We start from the raw sequence: 16,275 nt of genomic DNA, 5'->3' as shown, positions 1-16,275 counted from the left end.
TGCGCGGCATTGGGTCAAATCATTGCGCGGCCACGGGATGCGGCCGGGTCAGTTTCACCACGGCATCGTATTGGGCCAGGAAGACCTCGCCGCTTAGCGCGTCCAGGAAATGGCTGCGTTTCAGGCGGTCCATCACGGGGCCTTTGACCTCGGTCAGGTGCAGCTTGATGCCCAGATCAATCAGCCGGTGATTGATCGCCTCCAGGCTTTCCAGCGCGGACATGTCGATTTCATTCACGGCCGAGCACATCAGCACCACATGTTTGATCGGCTCATCGCAGGCGATACGGTTGTAGATGTAATCCTCAAGGAACCGCGCATTGGCGAAATAGAGGCTTTCGTCAATCCGCAGGGTCACCAGCTCGGGGTGGGTTTCCACGTCATGGCGCAGGATGTTGCGGAAATGCTGCGTACCGGGGACAAGCCCCACCTCGGCCACATGCGGGCGCGAGGTTTTATAGAGGAACAGCCCGATCGACAGGATCACACCGGCGGACACACCCATTTCCACGCCAAAGCCCAGGGTCAGGAAAATCGTGGCGGCAACGGCGGCGAAATCCACCTTTGAGTAGGTCCAGGTTTTCTGCAAGATCGAGAAATCCACCAGCGACAGCACAGCCACGATGATGGTGGCGGCCAGCGTGGCCTTGGGCAGGAAGAACAGCAGCGGCGTCAGCAGCAGCGCCGCCAGCAGAATACCCACGGCGGTGAAGGCTCCGGCGGCAGGCGTTTCCGCGCCCGCATCGAAATTCACCACCGAGCGCGCAAACCCCCCCGTCACCGGATAGCCGCCCGACACAGCCGCCGCGATGTTCGAGGCGCCCAGACCCACCAGTTCCTGATCGGGCACGATCCGCTGGCGTTTCTTTGCGGCCAGCGTCTGCGCCACGGAAACGGATTCAACAAAGCCGATGATGGAAATCAGCACCGCCGACATGAACAGCTGTGACCACAGATCCGCGCTGAAGGACGGCATGGTCAGCGGCGGCAGGCCCATGGGCACGTCGCCAACGATCTTGACGCCCTTGTCTTGCAGACCAAAGCCCCATGTCACCAGAATCGTCACGGCGACGGCACCGACGGGGCCGGCCTTGGCCAGAATATCGGCCATGCGCGGTTTCAACCCCAGGCCCAGCAGCAGCGGTTTCAGCCCCTTACGGACCCAAAACAGAAACGCGACCGAGCTAAGCCCGATGGCCAGCGTATAAGGGTTGGCCAGGTCTTGGTTCCGGAACAGATCGCCCCAGATGGTGATCAACGTGTGGCCATGCGCGTCCACCCCGATGATATGTTTCAACTGCGAGCTGGCAATCAGCACACCCGAGGCCGTGATGAACCCCGCAATCACCGGATGCGACAGGAAATTGGCCAGAAAGCCCAGCCGGAACACTCCCATCACCAGCAGCATCACGCCGGAAATAAAGGCCAGCGTGATTGCCGCCATGGCATATTCCGCCGTACCTTGTAGCGCCAGATTGCCCACGGCGGCCGCCGTCATCAGCGACACCACCGCCACTGGCCCGACAGCCAGCGCCCGGCTGGTGCCGAAAATCGCATAGGCCACCAGCGGCAGAATCGAGGCATAGAGCCCCATTTCCGCCGGCAGCCCCGCCAGCAGCGCATAGGCCAGCGATTGCGGGATCAGCATGATCGTCACGATCACCGCGGCCACCAGATCGCTGGTCAGCGTGTCCCTGTCATAGGTTTTCGACCATTGCAGGATCGGCAGGTGCCGCTCGATCTGGGTGCGGGTCAGTTTGGGCAGACGCATGGGAAATGTCCTTTGCTGCGGCGCTTAGCTGGCCGAGACTTTCTCGGGTTTGGCCAGCCATTCCTTGCCGCGCAGCATGGCCTTCCAATAGACGGGCGGCAGGATCTGTTCCTTCAGGATCCAGGCGGCGCGGGTGGGTTTCGTCCCGTCCAGCATCCACTTGGGCAAGGACGGCAGCAGCGCCCCGCCATAGCCGAACTCGGCCAGCACGATCTTACCGCGTTCCACCGTCAGCGGGCACGAGCCATAGCCGTTATAGATCGCCGTGGGCGATTTGCCGTTGATGTCATCCACCAGGTTTTCGGCCACAATCGGCGCCTGCATCCGCGCGGCAGCGGCGGTTTTGGCATTCGGCGCGTTCATCACATCGCCCAGAGACCAGACGTTATCGTATTGCGTATGGCGCAGGGTGGCCTGATCCACATCCACCCAGCCGGCGGCATCGGCCAAGGGCGAAACCCGGACGAAATCGGGCGCGGTCTGCGGCGGGCAGACATGCATCATGTCAAACTCGACTTCGATACGTTCCACGGGCGTGTCGGGCTTGGCCACATCGAACCAGGCCTTCTTCGCGGGGCCGTCCACAGCCACCAGATTATGGAAGAAGTTCAGCGTCGCATCGTATTTCTGGACGTATTTTTCCAACGCGGGGACGTAATCCTTGACCCCGAACAGCACGCCGCCCGCATTCATGAAGTTCACGTCGATATTCTGCAACGTGCCGTTTTTGAACCAGTGATCGCTGGACAGATACATCGCCTTTTGCGGCGCACCGGCGCATTTGATCGGCATGGGAGGCTGGGTGAACAGCGCGCGGCCGGATTTCAGCCCCTTGACCAGTTCCCAGGTGTAGGGCGCCAGATCGTAGCGGTAGTTCGAGGTCACACCGTTTTTGCCCAGCGTTTCCTCCAGCCCTTCGATCTTGTTCCAGTTCAGTTTCAGGCCGGGGCAGACGACCAGACGGTCGTATTTCACCACGCGGCAGCCATCCAGAATGACGGCGTTATCGGCGGGTTCGAACGCGGCAACGGCGGATTTGATCCAGTGCACGCCTTTCGGGATCAGGCTGCCCATGGTTTTCGCGGTGGTCTGCGCATCGAACACGCCGCCGCCGACCATCGTCCAGCCGGGCTGGTAGTAATGGATGTCGGCCGGGTCCAGAATGGCGATGTCCAGATCGGATTTGCGCGCCTTCAGGCTGGCGGCCACGGCGATACCTGCGGCTCCTGCGCCGACGATCACCACGTCGAATTTCGCGTCGCCTGTGTCGGTGGGGGTTTTGCCGCCATTCACGATGCGGCGCACAACGCCTGCCATGTCATAGCCGGCGGCCTTGGTTGCCTCAAGGATTTCCGACGTGGGCTTTTCGCCCGCAACAGCCAGTGACCACAGCGTGGTCGAGCGCGTCCCCGTCCGGCAATAGGCCAGGGTCGGGCCGGGCAGTTCCAGCAGGGCCTGGCCGAAATCGGTGGCGTCCTCGTCGCGTACCTTGCCCGAGACAATCGGCAGATAGCGGGTCTGCACCCCGGCCGCCTGGGCCGCGGCGTCGATCTCGTCGAATGTGGGCTGATCGGCAGCCTCGCCATCAGGGCGGTTGCAGATGATCGAACGGAATCCGGCCTGAGCCAGGGCAGCGACATCTTCGGGGGTGATTTGAGCGGCAACCGAGAGTTCGGCTGAAATTTTCTTGGGGTCCATTGGGGGGTCCTTTTTGGGGCGGGCACCTCGCGCTCCAGACATATAATGTAATGTGAATGTATAATTCAACAACACTGTGCCCGGATTTTGGTGAAATCGCAGAACAAATTCCCAAAAAGAAAAGGTCCGCAGGGATTGCGGACCTTCTGAAGCTGTTGGCGCTGTTCGTTAACGCCAGGGATTCGCTGCGGCTCAGTCCAGCTCTTCGGGAAGCAGCAGGTTCAGCACGATCGAAATACCCGCCGCCGGCAGCAGCCCGCTGGTCAGCAGGATCTGCGCGGTTTTGGGCAGGTGTTGCAGGGCCGTCGGCACCAGTTGCAACCCCAGGCCAAGCGACAGAGAAATCGCAAAAATCACCATATTGCGGCGGTTCCAGGTCACTTCTGACAACATGTTGATGCCCGCTGCGGCCACCATGCCGAACATGACGATCACGCCTCCGCCCAGCACGTTGATCGGCACGGTGGACACAATCGCCCCGAATTTCGGGATCAGCCCGCACAGAATCAGGAAAATCGCGCCGATGGTGACGACGTGGCGGCTCATGACGCCGGTGATGCTGATCAGGCCGACGTTCTGGCTGAACGAGGTGTTGGGCAACCCGCCGAACACCCCCGCAATGGCCGAGCCCAGCCCGTCCGCATAGGTCGCGCCGGCGATTTCCTTGTCTGTGGCCTCGCGGCCCGCGCCGCCCTTGGCGATGCCGCTGACGTCACCCACGGTTTCGATGGCGGAAATAAAGGCCATGAAGAACATGCCGATGATGATGGCCGAGTTGAACTCGATCCCCCATTTGAAGGGCGTCGGCAGCGCGAACATCGACGCACGCCCAATGTTGCCGAAATTCACCTGCCCCATGGCCAGCGCCACCAGATAGCCCGCGATCAGACCGATCAGAACCGCCGCAACCGAGGTCAGACCCTTGGTGAAGAACTTAAAGCCCAGCGTGACTACGATCACCACCAGCGCGGGCACCCACATCGCCAGGGATCCGAATTCAGGCTTGCCCATCAGGGGCACGCCGCCGGCGGCGTATTGGATGCCCACCTTGACCAGCGAAAGCCCGATCATCAGCACGATCAGGCCCGTCACCAGCGGCGGCAAGGCAAAGCGGATCTTGCCAATGACGGTGCCCAGCAGGAAGTGAAAGAGGCCTCCGATCACGATGCCGGTCATCAGCCCGGCCAGCCCGGCCGTGCCCTGGCCCGCCACGGCGGGGATCATCACCGGCAGAAACGCAAAGGACGTCCCCTGCACGATCGGCAGCCGGGCGCCCACGGGGCCCATGCCGATGGATTGGAACAGCGTGGCGATGCCGGCAAACAGCATCGACATCTGGATCATGTAGATCAGGTTCGGAAACTCGGGGCTGTTCGAGCCAAAGCCGAACCCCGCCGCCCCCGCGACGATGATCGCCGGGGTCACGTTGCTGGCAAACATCGCCAGGACGTGCTGAATGCCCAGGGGAACCGCCTTGGCCAGCGGTGGGGTGTAATTCGGATCCTTTAGCTGATCCGGCGTTCCAAGTGTCGTGTCAGTCATCCCTCTCTCCTGTTGATGAGGCCCCTCTTGGCGGGGGTTAGCGGTTGATTAATATCGGGTCGCTCAATGCGTATTCTTCCAGATTGGGGCTGTCTGCGATCCGGTCTATCACCGCGAACAGCCCCGGCGGGTGCAGAGGCGTCAGAACCCCGTGCCAGGTGCCGCGATGCAGATTGACGCCCTGTCCGGGCGCGGCCAGAAAGGCGCGGATGCCGGTGGGGGTGCCGTCTTGATCGCTGGCCACGATGACCAGCCACTCGTGCTGGCTCATGGGGAGAAAGGCCTGGCTGCCTTCGGGGTGGCGCTCTAGCAGGGTCAGAGTATAGGGCAGGGTGCGCGGCTGGGCCTGAAAGACCGAGATACCGGCCCGTCCGTCCGGCCCGAAATCCAGCTGCGCGCGGTCATGATACCGGCCGCAGAACCCCTGATTGATGATCCTGTCCGGCGTGCCTGACGCGTCGAGCACATCGCCATAGGGCGCGAAGGCCGATGCGGTTAGGGGCTCGATTTTGATCAAGTGGGGCATGGGCGGTTCCGTGGGACAGGCGGGGGGCTGTCTGCCCCCCGCACCCCCCGAGAGTATTGGGGGCAAGATGAAAGTCAGAGCGTCAGTTTGGGGTGGCGGTTCACGTCCTTATAGAGAAGGTAGCGGAAGGGTTCGTTGCCGGTGGCGATACAGGCCTGCGGACAGAAGGCGCGCAGCCACATGAAATCGCCGGGGCCGACCTCGACCCAATCTTTGTTCAGCAGATAGCGCGCGGTGCCCTGTAGCACGTAGAGCCCGTGCTCCATGACGTGGGTTTCGGCGAAGGGGATGCGTCCGCCGGGCTGGAACGTGACGATATTGACGTGAAAATCATGCCGCATATCGAACGGATCAAAGAAACGCTGCGTGGCCCAGACCCCGTTGCAATCGGGCATCTCGGCTTTGTGGATGTCCGTTTCATGCAGGGTAAAGGCGGCCAGGGGGTTCAGGCTGGCGACGGGCTCGTAGCGTTTGCGGATCCAGTGAAAGCCGCAGGGTTCGTCCGAGGTGTTCCAGATTTCCCAGTGGGCCCCCGCGGGAATATAGACGAAATGTCCGGGTTTCAGATCCTGCCGCGCTCCGCCGATGGACAGGCGTAATGTTCCGAAGGCGACGAACAGGGCGGCCTGTGCCTCGCGGTCCGGTTCGGGATCGTCACAGCCGCCGCCGGGGGCCAGCTCGACCGCGTATTGGGCAAAGGTTTCGGCAAATCCGGACATCGGGCGGGCCAGAATCCACATTCGCATCCCGTTCCAGCCGGGCAGGAAGCTGGTGACGATATCACGCTGAGTGTGGGCCGGAAGAACCGCGTAGGCCTGGGTGAAAACGGCGCTGCCTTCGGGGGTGCCGGTCTGAGGCACATGCCCCCCCGGCGGAAATGCGTAGCTGGTCACAGCATGTCCTCCAGTCGCAGGCGCGCGATGCGTTCAACCTGCCTGCACGCCTCGGCCAGCTCGGATTGAGTGTCATTGTTAACCCGGCGTTTGAAGTTTTCCAGGATGCTGGCCTTATCGTGGTCTCGGACGGCGATGATGAAAGGAAAGCCGTGTTTTTGCGTATAGTCTTGATTTAACTGGGTAAATTCTGCGTGCTCTTGCTGGGTCAGGGCATCCAGTCCGGCGCTGGCCTGTTCGGCTGTCGATTCGGTGGTCAGGCGCTTGGCGGCTGCCAGCTTGCCCGCCAGATCGGGGTGCGCGGTCAGCACGTTCAGGCGTTCGTGTGGGCTTGCGCTGCGGAAAATGCGGGCCAGGGCGTTGTGCAGCCCCGCTGGCGTGTCATGCGCAGGCCCAAGTTCCAGATCAAAAGCACGATCCGCGATCCATGCGGAATGTTCGAACACTTCGCCGAATTTCTGCACGAAGCGGTGGCGGTCCATCTGGCTGGGGCGTTCAAGCCGCTGGTGTGGATGGTGGGCGGCCCAATGGCGCGCGATGTCGATCCGGCGTGGGGTCCAGACGTCTTTGAAACCAGACAGGTAGTCGATGAATTTCTTTAGCCCGGCCAGCTTGCCCGGACGGCCGATCAGGCGACAATGCAGCCCGATGTTCATCATCTTGGGCGCGCCCTCTTGGCCTTCGGCATAGAGCACATCGAAGGCATCCTTCAGATAGGTAAAGAACTGCTGGCCCGTTATGTAGCCCGGCGCGGTGGCAAAGCGCATGTCGTTGGCTTCCAGCGTGTAGGGAAGGATCAGTTGGTCGCGGTCGCCAAGCTCCAGCCAATAGGGAAGGTCGTCATCGTAAGTATCTGATATATATTCAAAACCGCCCTCTTCTGCCACCAGCCGAACGGTATTCCCCGAGCACCGCCCCGTGTACCAGCCCAGGGGGCGCTCGCCCACCACTTCGGTATGCAGGCGGATGGCTTCGGCGATGGCGGCGCGCTCTTCGGGTTCGGACATGTCCTTGTGTTCGACCCATTTGAACCCGTGCGAGGCGATCTCCCATCCGGCGGTTTTCATCGCCTCGACCTGTTCGGGCGATCGGGCCAGGGCGGATGCGACGCCATAAATCGTCAGGGGGATGTCAGCGCCGGTGAACAGGCGGTGCAAGCGCCAGAATCCGGCGCGCGCGCCGTATTCGTAGAGGGACTCCATGTTCCAGTGGCGCTGGCCGGGCCATTGGGCGGCACCCGCGATGTCGGATAAAAACGCCTCAGAGGCAGCATCGCCGTGCAGCACGTTGTTTTCGCCGCCCTCTTCGTAATTCAGAACGAATTGCACGGCCACCTTGGCGCCGCCGGGCCATTGTGCGTCAGGAATGCGAGGGCCGTAGCCGATCATATTGCGCGGGTAACGCTTCATTTTTAACCTCTTTCACGTGTGAACGGTTGTACGGCAGGCGGGGGGCTTGCCAGTTTCAAGAAATTCTTGAAACACTTTCAGGGGTGAGTTGATCAACGCCTGCGCCTATCCTGTTGGCAGCATAAACCTTAAGTGCCTGAAAAAGGAGCGAAACATGTCCGAAGGCTATCTGACCACCCATGTTCTGGATACGGCCAACGGCTGCCCGGCTGCGGGACTGGAAATCACCCTGTTTCGTTTGCAAGGCGAAGCGCGTCAGGAATTGGCGCGTATGGTGACGAACGCGGATGGGCGCACGGACAGCCCGATTCTGCCACAGGGCCAAATGACTGCCGGCGTCTATGAGCTGGTATTTCAGGCCGGGGCCTATCTGGATGCCAGCGGTGCCGCACCCGAAGAGCCCCGCTTTCTGGACGTGGTTCCGATCCGCTTTGGCATTTCGGACGAGGCCGCGCATTATCATGTGCCTTTGTTGATCTCGCCCTTCGGAATGTCCACCTATCGGGGCAGCTAGCCCCTTGTCGCGCAGGCCACAGCGGCCCTATATATCTGCCTTCCGATGGACAGCGCCGGGGCGGCGCGATAGGGAAGGCGCATGGCCAAGCAGAAGACAGACCCGAACTATAAGGTGATCGCCGAAAACCGGCGCGCACGTTATGACTATGCGATCGAGGAAGACATCGAATGCGGCATCGTTCTGCAAGGGTCCGAGGTGAAGTCGCTGCGGGTGAACTCGGCCAATATCGCCGAGAGCTATGCCTCGGTCGAGGATGAGGAACTGTGGCTGATCAACGGCTATATCGCCCCCTATGAGCAGGCCAAAACCTGGGGCCACGAAGAGCGCCGCCGCCGTAAACTGCTGGTTTCGAAAAAGGAACTGGCCAAACTGTGGAACGCGACCCAGCGCAAGGGGATGACCCTGGTGCCGCTGGTCATGTATTTCAACCACAAGGGCCTGGTAAAGCTGAAGCTGGGCATCGCCAAGGGTAAGAAAACGCATGACAAGCGCCAGTCCGACGCGAAACGGGACTGGAACCGCCAGAAACAGCGCCTGCTGAAAAACGGCTGACAATTTCCCTGGAATTTTCCCCTGATAGGCCGCGCTGGGCGTGGCTAGGCTCTGATCGTCCGGTGCAGGGGCGGTGCCGGGCCGTGTGCAGATAGCCCCAAGGGAAGGAAAACTCATGGAACTTCTGATCAGTCTGATCGCAGGGGCCGTTGGCGGCAATGTCGCAGGCGGTGTGATGAAAAACGCAAGCCTGGGCACGCTGGGCAACTCGCTGGCCGGTATTTTGGGTGGCGGTCTGGGCGGGCAGATCCTGTCGATGCTGGGCGCGGGCAGCATGGCCGGAATGGCCGGCAGCGCAGGCGGCCTGGATATTGGCGCGATCATCGGACAGGTGGCCTCGGGCGGTGTCGGAGGCGGCGTTGTCATGGTGGTGATCGGGCTGCTGAAAAAGGCGCTGGCCAAGTAACGGGTTCGGTCGCGAGCCACGCAAAAGGGGTGGCACAGCCCCCCTGAAATCCGATAAATTTTCAAGCCCGGCGCGACCCTTTGGACCCTGCGCCGGGCTTGCCTCTGTTTCCCCTGCATTGTAGTCAGGTCGAAGCATAAAAAACGGGGGACCGGATGGCACAGGACGATCCTAAGACACTTGTTTCCACCGATTGGCTGGCGGCACATATCAAGGATCCGGATTTGCGGATTCTGGATGCCTCGTTGTTTTTGCCGGGCACGGATCGGGATGCGAAAGCCGAATACGAGAAGGCCCACATTCCCGGCGCGCGATTCTTCGATATTGATGAGATCAGCGACCTGCGCTCGGACCTGCCGCATATGGTGCCTCCGGTCGAAAAATTCATGAGCCGGATGCGCGCCCTGGGTGTGGGTGACGGGCATCAGGTGGTGGTCTATGACAGTCAGGGCATCTATTCGGCACCGCGCGTGTGGTGGCTGTTCAAGCTGATGGGCCAGAAAAACATCGCCGTGCTGGATGGCGGTCTGCCCAAATGGCGCGCCGAGGGCCACCCGACCGAGGACATGCCGCCCATTGTTCGGGACCGCCACATGACGGTGCGGCGCCAGTCGCATATGGTGAAGGACGTCACGCAGGTGTCCTCGGCCTCGAAGCTGGGCGATCATGTGCTGGTGGATGCCCGCTCGGCCGAGCGGTTCCGCGGCGAGGTGCCCGAGCCCCGCGAAGGGCTGCGCGGGGGCCACATTCCCGGCGCGCGCAACGTGCCCTATGACGCGCTGTTGGAAACCGACGGCACGATGAAAACCCCCGATGACTGCCGCGCCATTTTCGAAGGCGCGGGCGTCGATCTGTCCAAGCCTGTGATCGCATCTTGCGGGTCCGGCGTAACGGCTGCCGTGCTCTGCCTGGCCTTGGAACGAATGGGGAAAAGCGATCACGCCATTTATGACGGGTCATGGACCGAGTGGGGCGCCTTCCCCACCTTGCCCGTCGCTACCGGAGAGGCCTGAGAGGACAATGTTCAGCAACCTGAAAACCCAACCCGCAGATAAAATCCTTGCGCTGATGCAACTGTACAAGGAAGACCCGCGCCCGACCAAGATCGACCTGGGCGTCGGTGTCTACAAAAATGCCGAGGGCGTAACCCCGGTGATGCGCGCCGTGAAGGCCGCTGAAAAACTGCTGTGGGAACAGGAAACCACCAAGTCCTACGTGGCTCTGGCCGGGGATCCGGCCTATGGTGATGCGATGGTGAACCTGGTGCTGGGCGATGCTGTCGCGCGCGAAAATGTCGCCGCCGCAGCCACCCCCGGCGGGACCGGCGCTTGCCGTCAGGCCTTTGAGATGGTGCGCATGGCCAACCCGGATGTGCGTGTGTTCGTGTCTAATCCGACCTGGCCGAACCACCTGTCGATCCTGAAACATCTGGGCATTCCGACGGTTCAGTATCGTTATTTCGATGCAGAAACCCGCGGCGTGGATTTCGACGGTATGCTGGCCGATCTGGCCGATGCGAAGCCCGGCGACGTGGTGCTGCTGCACGGCTGCTGCCACAACCCGACCGGCGCGAACTTGAACATGGGCCAGTGGCAGGAACTGGTTGCGCTGCTGCTGAAAACCGGCGCGCTGCCGATGATCGACATTGCGTATCAGGGCTTTGGCGACGGTCTGGAGGAAGACGCCGCCGCGACCCGGCTGGTGGCCTCTAGCGTGCCGGAATGTCTGATCGCGGCCAGCTGCTCCAAGAATTTCGGGATCTACCGCGAGCGCACCGGCATCCTGATGGCCGTGGCCCAGGATGCAGGGCTGAAAACGCTGACCCAGGGCACGCTGAACTATCTGAACCGGCAGAACTACTCGTTCCCGCCCGATCACGGCGCGCGCCTGGTGACGATGATCCTGAACGATGACACCCTGCGCGCCGATTGGGCCGCCGAGCTGGAAGAGGTCCGCCTGTCCATGCTGGGGCTGCGTCAGCAAATGGCGGATGAGTTGCAAAAACTGTCGGGCTCGGATCGGTTTGGATTCATTGCGCAGCACCGGGGCATGTTCTCGCGTCTGGGGGCCTCGGCCGAGATGGTCGAACGCCTGCGCGCCGAGCACGCGATCTATATGGTTGGCGATTCGCGCCTGAATATTGCCGGCCTGAACGCGCAAACCGTGCCAATTCTGGCCAAAGCGATCGTCGACACAGGGATTTGATCGCAGATCCATTCAGAACTGGGCAAGAGCGGGCCATTTGGTCCGCTCTTTCCATCTAGGGGCTTGTCTGGCGGCGGTCTTGTGATCATATGGGGCACGCTAATGTTATTCTATTTCGACCTACTGTCTCCCGTTTTTGCGGCGTTCAGTCTTCGATCCAGACCGACTACGCCGGGCAGCCGCACCACCGCGGGCTGCAATAAACAGGAGAATACGGATATGGCCACTGGCACCGTAAAATGGTTCAACACCACCAAAGGTTACGGGTTCATCGCGCCCGATGGCGGCAGCAAAGATGTCTTCGTGCACATCTCGGCAGTCGAGCGTTCGGGTCTGACCGGCCTGCAAGACGGTCAGAAAGTCAGCTTTGAGCTGCAAGCAGGCCGTGATGGCCGCGAATCGGCGATCAACCTGTCGGTCGAGTAATCCGACCCCTTGCTAAGAAAAACGGCGCGGCCCCTGGGGCCGCGTTTTGCGTTTCTACGACGGGGTAGAACAGGGGACAGGGCAGAACAGGGTGCAGGTGCGAAAAAGCCCGCCGGATCGGGCGGGCTTTGGGCTGAGATCGGTCAGATCAGGCCTGCGTGCTGCATGGCCGCGTCGATCTGGGCCTTGGTGCTGTCCAGCAGGCCGGTCAACGGCAGGCGAACCTCTTCGCTGCACAGGTCCAGCTTGGACATGGCGTATTTGACGCCAACCAGGCCGGGCTCGACAAAGATCGCTTCGTGCAGGGGCATCAGTTTGTCCTGATATTCCAGCGCCTTGGCATAATCCCCGGCCAGCGTTGCCGCCTGGAACTCGGCGCACAGGCGCGGCGCGACATTCGCGGTAACCGAGATGCAGCCAACCCCGCCATGGGCATTGAACCCCAGCGCGGTGCCATCCTCGCCGGACAGCTGGCAGAAATCGGAGCCGCAGGTGCGGCGTTGCTGGCTGACGCGGTTCAGATCGCCTGTGGCATCCTTCACCCCCACGATCCGAGGCAGTTGCGCCAGCGCGCCCATCGTATCCGGCGTCATATCAATGATCGAGCGACCGGGGATATTGTAGATGATGATCGGCAGCGCACAGCAATCATGCAGCGCGGTATAATGCGCGATCAGGCCGCGTTGCGTGGGTTTGTTGTAATAAGGCGTCACGACCAGCGCGGCATCGGCGCCGACTTTCTCGGCGTGTTGGATCAGGCGAATGCCTTCCAGCGTGTTGTTGCTGCCGGCACCGGCAATCACGGGCACGCGGCCGGCTGCGGCCTTGACGACCTCTTCGATGACGATCTCGTGCTCGCGGTGGGTCAGGGTGGGGCTTTCGCCGGTGGTGCCGACGGGCACGAACCCGTTGGTGCCTTCCCCGATATGCCATTCGATCAGCTTCTTGAGCGTCTCCAGATCCAGCTCGCCGTTCTTGAACGGCGTGACCAGGGCAGGAAATGACCCTTTAAACATGACACGCTCCTTTCGTGTTAAGGCGGGTAGAGACCCGGAGAAAATTTATGCACCCCGGCAGAACGCCGCTGACCTGCCATCTTCGTGATTTGCAGGCACGCAGGTGCACAATTAAGCTGCGGTTGCATATCCTTTGTTCCTTTGGAAAGGCAAGAGATGTTCCGTAGTTTTGCCTTGATTTTGGTAATTTGTCTGAACGCAGCCGGGCTGCACGCAGCCGGCCCCAGCCCCGAGGCCAGCGCGATTTCCGCCGCCCGTGCCGGAAACTGGGACACTGCGGCGCGACTGGCAGCGCGCGCGGGGCCCGTGGGGTCGGATCTGCTGGTCTGGATGCGGCTGCGGTCTGGCCAGGGCAGTTTTGCAGAGGTGCAGGAGTTTCTGGCGCTGCATCCGGATTGGCCTGGTCTGCACCGGATGCGCAAACGGGCCGAAGCCCAGCTGGAAACCGTGCCCCCCGCGCAGATCGCAGCCTTTTTTGCCAGCCAGCGCCCTCAGACCGGGGCCGGAGTTCTGGCCTATGCGCGGGCGCTTTTTGCGCTTGGCCGGGCAGAGGCAGCCCAGGCTGAACTGGTGCGGGCCTGGCGGACAATGGATCTGGACGAAACCAGCCACGAGGCGTTGACGGCGGCCTATGGCACGCATCTGGCGCCGCATCATCAGGCGCGGATGGACATGGCGTTGTGGCGCGGGCTGCGCGGGGATGCGCAGCAAATGCAGTCTCTGGTAGGCGAGGACTGGAACAAGCTGGCCGCCGCCAGACGCGGCCTGCGCAGTCAGGCCCGGAATGTTGACAGCCTGATCGAGGCGGTCCCCGCTGCGCTGCGGGACGATCCGGGCCTGGCCTATGAGCGGTTCCAGTGGCGGATACGCAAGGGGCGCACGGACGGTGCGCTGGACATTATTCTGCGTCGCAGCCAAGGCGCCAACACCCTGGGGCAGCCGCTAAGCTGGGCAGGCTGGCGACGGTATCTGGTGCGCGATCTGATGCGGGACGGGCGCTATGCCGAGGCCTATCAGGTGGCCTCGTTGCATCATACGCAGCCTGCGGACGGGTATGCCTATTCTGATCTGGAATGGTTGTCTGGCTATCTGTCGGTGCGGTTTCTGAACGCGCCCGAACGCGCCCTGGATCATTTCCAACGGTTCCGGGCCTCGGTTGAGACTCCGATTTCGCTGGGCCGTGCGGGGTATTGGATCGGCCGCGCCCAAGAGGCAATGGGCGATGCCGAGGGTGCTCGGGTGGCCTATGCCGAAGGGGCCGCATATCAGACCAGTTATTATGGCCTGCTTGCGGCGGAACGCGCTGGCGTGCCGTTCGATACCTCTCTGGCCGGGCGCGATCCGGTTCCGGATTGGCGTCAGGCTGCTTTTGTCGGATCGGATGTGTTTCAGGCCGGTCTTCTGGCGTTGAATGCAGGAGAATTGACACTGGCCGAGCAATTCCTGACCCATCTGGCCAGCACGCTGGAGCCTGAGGCGGCGGCGCAACTGGGCCAGGCGGCGATTGATTTGCAAGAGCCCCACCTTCAGGTCATGATCGCCAAGGCGGCGGCGAAACGGGGTATTACGCTGCCTGCGCCTTACTATGCGCTGCATCCGATGCAGCGGTTGGATTTGCCGGTTCCGATGGCGTTGGCTTTGTCCATTGCGCGCCGGGAAAGCGAGTTTGATCCGCAGGTTGTCAGTGGCGCGGGGGCGATGGGGTTGATGCAGTTGATGCCGGGGACGGCGGCTCAGGTGGCGGGTGAACTGGGGGTCAGCCACGAGCCCGGCAAAGTTCTGAGCGACTGGAGCTATAACGCGGTGCTGGGCAGCGCATACCTGGCCAGCCTGTCCGAGCGTTTTGGCGGAAATATCGTTTTGGTGTCAGCTGGTTATAACGCTGGCCCCAGTAGGCCGGACCAATGGATCGAGCGGTTCGGCGACCCACGGTCCTTGCGGGTGGATGTGGTGGATTGGGTCGAAATGATCCCGTTTACCGAGACGCAGAATTATGTGATGCGGGTGGCGGAATCGCTGCCGGTTTATCGGGCGCGGTTGGGGCTGGAGCCGCTGCCGCTGCCGTTCAGTCAGGAATTGGCAGGAAAGACGTTGCGCAGGCCTTGAGGCGCCCCTGTCCGGACGCCCACCCGCCCTCCCACGTCCGGACAGGGGCGGTTTCCCGTAATCCTTCGTTAAGCAGACTCGGTGCAGGATGTGCCTGATCGGGGTTGCGCCCGTGTATGCAGGCGAAGGCGGGGTGTCGATCTGTTCGTGCCGTGTTCAAAGGCTGGCTGTTGGGGCGAAGCCTTCGGGGATGTGGTTTCGGCCGGTCAGGATCAGTTCTGCCATGACCTCTCCGACTTTGGGGGCCATGCCAAAGCCGATCTTGAACCCGCCGTTGGCGATGAATGCGTCCGGGTGCAGGGGGTGCCTGCCCAGGACCGGCGCGCGCGAGCGTGATCGGGGGCGCACACCCGCCCAGCGTTCGATAATCGTGGCCTGCTGAAGCGCGGGCACGGCGGCAACTGCTCGTGCGATCACCTGATCCAGTTGCGCATCCGTTGTGTGCGGATCGTCAAACGCGCGCTCAGAGGTAGAGCCGATGGCAACCGTGCCATCTACATGGGGAACAACATGTACCGCATCCGCGAAAATCTGCGGGACGTTATGTGCAATGTCCAGGTGCAGCAAGGCCGCCTGCCCTTTCACCCCATTGCCAAAGCTTCGGTGGTGTGCGGCTGAGATCTCTTGCAGGTCTTGCACGCCGGTCGCCCAGAGAATACGGCCCTCGGGGTCCGCATCGGGGGTGATATGCCCGCCTTTGGCCGTGATGGCGGCGGCCAGCGCGGCGCAGGCCATCCGGGGGTGCATTCGGGCGGTCAGCGTATCGTGGATCAGCCAGCCTGAGGGGCTGTGCGGGGTCCAGTGCGCTGTCTTGTGCGGGGCCGCGTCCAAGGGGATCACCGTCCATTGCGCCTGGCCCTGCCACAGAGTTTGGGCCGTGCCGGCACGCGCGCGCGCCAGCGCTAACGCATGGGCATCTGCAATTGGTTGCAGCCGGCCGGTGCGCCCGTAACCGCTGTCTTTGCCGCCCGCTGCCGTAATCTCGGCCCACCAGCTTTGTGCCATCATCAGGCTTTCGAATTGGAATTGCTTCTTTTCGTTCCAATTCTCGGGGACATGTGGGGCCAGTGCCCCGACCAGCCCGCCGCTGCTGCCCGCGCCTGGCCCTGCCGGATCTATGACGCGTACCGTGGCCCCTTTTTTCAGGCAGCTCCAGGCGACGGACAGGCCGAAGATTCCCGCCCCGTAAATTGTCACATCTACCATTG

Annotated in this window: 15 protein-coding genes; 7 read left to right on the top strand and 8 right to left on the bottom strand. The window is 62.1% G+C overall.

The window, feature by feature from the left end:
• Positions 1–19: 19 nt before the first annotated feature.
• From ACP15O_RS05550 to puuE, 6 genes are all read right to left on the bottom strand, one after another.
• Positions 20–1,771, bottom strand: a complete 1,752-nt coding sequence (locus ACP15O_RS05550; RefSeq protein WP_425095053.1) for a SulP family inorganic anion transporter — start codon at positions 1,769–1,771, stop codon at positions 20–22.
• Between the two features lie 24 nt (positions 1,772–1,795).
• On the bottom strand, positions 1,796–3,469 hold the full coding sequence (locus ACP15O_RS05545; protein WP_425095052.1) for a bifunctional protein tyrosine phosphatase family protein/NAD(P)/FAD-dependent oxidoreductase: 1,674 nt from the start codon (positions 3,467–3,469) through the stop codon (positions 1,796–1,798).
• A gap of 192 nt (positions 3,470–3,661) precedes the next feature.
• The gene (locus ACP15O_RS05540) at positions 3,662–5,011 is read right to left on the bottom strand and encodes a uracil-xanthine permease family protein (RefSeq protein WP_425095051.1); all 1,350 of its coding nucleotides are present in this window, start codon (positions 5,009–5,011) and stop codon (positions 3,662–3,664) included.
• Positions 5,012–5,048: 37 nt separating this feature from the next.
• Positions 5,049–5,537, bottom strand: coding sequence for an ureidoglycolate lyase (locus tag ACP15O_RS05535; protein WP_425095050.1), 489 nt, complete (start codon positions 5,535–5,537; stop codon positions 5,049–5,051).
• Between the two features lie 74 nt (positions 5,538–5,611).
• Complete coding sequence (locus tag ACP15O_RS05530) at positions 5,612–6,430, bottom strand: bifunctional allantoicase/(S)-ureidoglycine aminohydrolase (protein WP_425095049.1); 819 nt, start codon at positions 6,428–6,430, stop codon at positions 5,612–5,614.
• Positions 6,427–7,839: an allantoinase PuuE gene (gene puuE / locus ACP15O_RS05525; protein WP_425095048.1), complete on the bottom strand. Its 1,413-nt coding sequence runs from the start codon at positions 7,837–7,839 to the stop codon at positions 6,427–6,429. Before puuE ends, ACP15O_RS05530 begins: the two co-directional genes overlap by 4 nt.
• Before the next feature lie 154 nt (positions 7,840–7,993).
• On the opposite strand from puuE, the gene uraH reads away from it, so the two are divergent.
• The 6 genes from uraH (at position 7,994) to ACP15O_RS05495 (ending at position 11,945) form a co-directional block, all read left to right on the top strand.
• Entirely contained in the window at positions 7,994–8,353 is a 360-nt protein-coding gene (uraH, locus tag ACP15O_RS05520) for a hydroxyisourate hydrolase (RefSeq protein WP_425095047.1), read from the top strand.
• Between the two features lie 81 nt (positions 8,354–8,434).
• Positions 8,435–8,908 (top strand): SsrA-binding protein SmpB, encoded by a 474-nt coding sequence (gene smpB / locus ACP15O_RS05515; protein WP_425095046.1) that lies wholly within the window; start codon positions 8,435–8,437, stop codon positions 8,906–8,908.
• Between the two features lie 115 nt (positions 8,909–9,023).
• Positions 9,024–9,314, top strand: a complete 291-nt coding sequence (locus ACP15O_RS05510; RefSeq protein WP_425095045.1) for a hypothetical protein — start codon at positions 9,024–9,026, stop codon at positions 9,312–9,314.
• A gap of 155 nt (positions 9,315–9,469) precedes the next feature.
• Positions 9,470–10,327 carry a 3-mercaptopyruvate sulfurtransferase gene (gene sseA, locus ACP15O_RS05505; RefSeq protein WP_425095044.1) on the top strand — a complete coding sequence of 286 codons (858 nt, stop codon included), beginning with the start codon at positions 9,470–9,472 and terminating at the stop codon, positions 10,325–10,327.
• Between the two features lie 7 nt (positions 10,328–10,334).
• Positions 10,335–11,519: an amino acid aminotransferase gene (locus ACP15O_RS05500; protein ID WP_425095043.1), complete on the top strand. Its 1,185-nt coding sequence runs from the start codon at positions 10,335–10,337 to the stop codon at positions 11,517–11,519.
• Between the two features lie 219 nt (positions 11,520–11,738).
• Complete coding sequence (locus tag ACP15O_RS05495; RefSeq protein WP_425095042.1) at positions 11,739–11,945, top strand: cold-shock protein; 207 nt, start codon at positions 11,739–11,741, stop codon at positions 11,943–11,945.
• 143 nt (positions 11,946–12,088) lie between these two features.
• Here the strand turns inward: ACP15O_RS05495 and dapA are convergent, their stop codons facing one another.
• Positions 12,089–12,961: a 4-hydroxy-tetrahydrodipicolinate synthase gene (gene dapA, locus ACP15O_RS05490; RefSeq protein WP_425095041.1), complete on the bottom strand. Its 873-nt coding sequence runs from the start codon at positions 12,959–12,961 to the stop codon at positions 12,089–12,091.
• A gap of 156 nt (positions 12,962–13,117) precedes the next feature.
• On the opposite strand from dapA, the gene ACP15O_RS05485 reads away from it, so the two are divergent.
• Entirely contained in the window at positions 13,118–15,067 is a 1,950-nt protein-coding gene (locus ACP15O_RS05485; RefSeq protein WP_425095040.1) for a lytic transglycosylase domain-containing protein, read from the top strand.
• Positions 15,068–15,223: 156 nt separating this feature from the next.
• Here ACP15O_RS05485 and ACP15O_RS05480 read toward each other — a convergent pair whose 3' ends face one another.
• Positions 15,224–16,273, bottom strand: a complete 1,050-nt coding sequence (locus ACP15O_RS05480; RefSeq protein ID WP_425095039.1) for an NAD(P)/FAD-dependent oxidoreductase — start codon at positions 16,271–16,273, stop codon at positions 15,224–15,226.
• Between the last annotated feature and the right edge of the window lie 2 nt (positions 16,274–16,275).

Origin of the sequence: Youngimonas ophiurae (nom. illeg.), assembly GCF_049803795.1 — a bacterium.
In the GTDB taxonomy this organism is placed as follows: domain Bacteria; phylum Pseudomonadota; class Alphaproteobacteria; order Rhodobacterales; family Rhodobacteraceae; genus Thalassobius.
Note: the sequence above shows the minus strand (reverse complement) of the source record. Positions and strands in the feature narration are given on the sequence as shown.

Bases quoted from the DNA above. Each gene is read 5' to 3' on its own strand.
- ACP15O_RS05550 (WP_425095053.1), bottom strand. From the start codon at position 1,771: ATGCGTCTGCCCAAACTGACCCGCACCCAGATCGAGCGGCACCTGCCG.
- ACP15O_RS05545 (WP_425095052.1), bottom strand. From the start codon at position 3,469: ATGGACCCCAAGAAAATTTCAGCCGAACTCTCGGTTGCCGCTCAAATC.
- ACP15O_RS05540 (WP_425095051.1), bottom strand. From the start codon at position 5,011: ATGACTGACACGACACTTGGAACGCCGGATCAGCTAAAGGATCCGAAT.
- ACP15O_RS05535 (WP_425095050.1), bottom strand. From the start codon at position 5,537: ATGCCCCACTTGATCAAAATCGAGCCCCTAACCGCATCGGCCTTCGCG.
- puuE (WP_425095048.1), bottom strand. From the start codon at position 7,839: ATGAAGCGTTACCCGCGCAATATGATCGGCTACGGCCCTCGCATTCCT.
- uraH (WP_425095047.1), top strand. From the start codon at position 7,994: ATGTCCGAAGGCTATCTGACCACCCATGTTCTGGATACGGCCAACGGC.
- smpB (WP_425095046.1), top strand. From the start codon at position 8,435: ATGGCCAAGCAGAAGACAGACCCGAACTATAAGGTGATCGCCGAAAAC.
- ACP15O_RS05510 (WP_425095045.1), top strand. From the start codon at position 9,024: ATGGAACTTCTGATCAGTCTGATCGCAGGGGCCGTTGGCGGCAATGTC.
- sseA (WP_425095044.1), top strand. From the start codon at position 9,470: ATGGCACAGGACGATCCTAAGACACTTGTTTCCACCGATTGGCTGGCG.
- ACP15O_RS05500 (WP_425095043.1), top strand. From the start codon at position 10,335: ATGTTCAGCAACCTGAAAACCCAACCCGCAGATAAAATCCTTGCGCTG.
- ACP15O_RS05495 (WP_425095042.1), top strand. From the start codon at position 11,739: ATGGCCACTGGCACCGTAAAATGGTTCAACACCACCAAAGGTTACGGG.
- dapA (WP_425095041.1), bottom strand. From the start codon at position 12,961: ATGTTTAAAGGGTCATTTCCTGCCCTGGTCACGCCGTTCAAGAACGGC.
- ACP15O_RS05485 (WP_425095040.1), top strand. From the start codon at position 13,118: ATGTTCCGTAGTTTTGCCTTGATTTTGGTAATTTGTCTGAACGCAGCC.
- ACP15O_RS05480 (WP_425095039.1), bottom strand. From the start codon at position 16,273: ATGGTAGATGTGACAATTTACGGGGCGGGAATCTTCGGCCTGTCCGTC.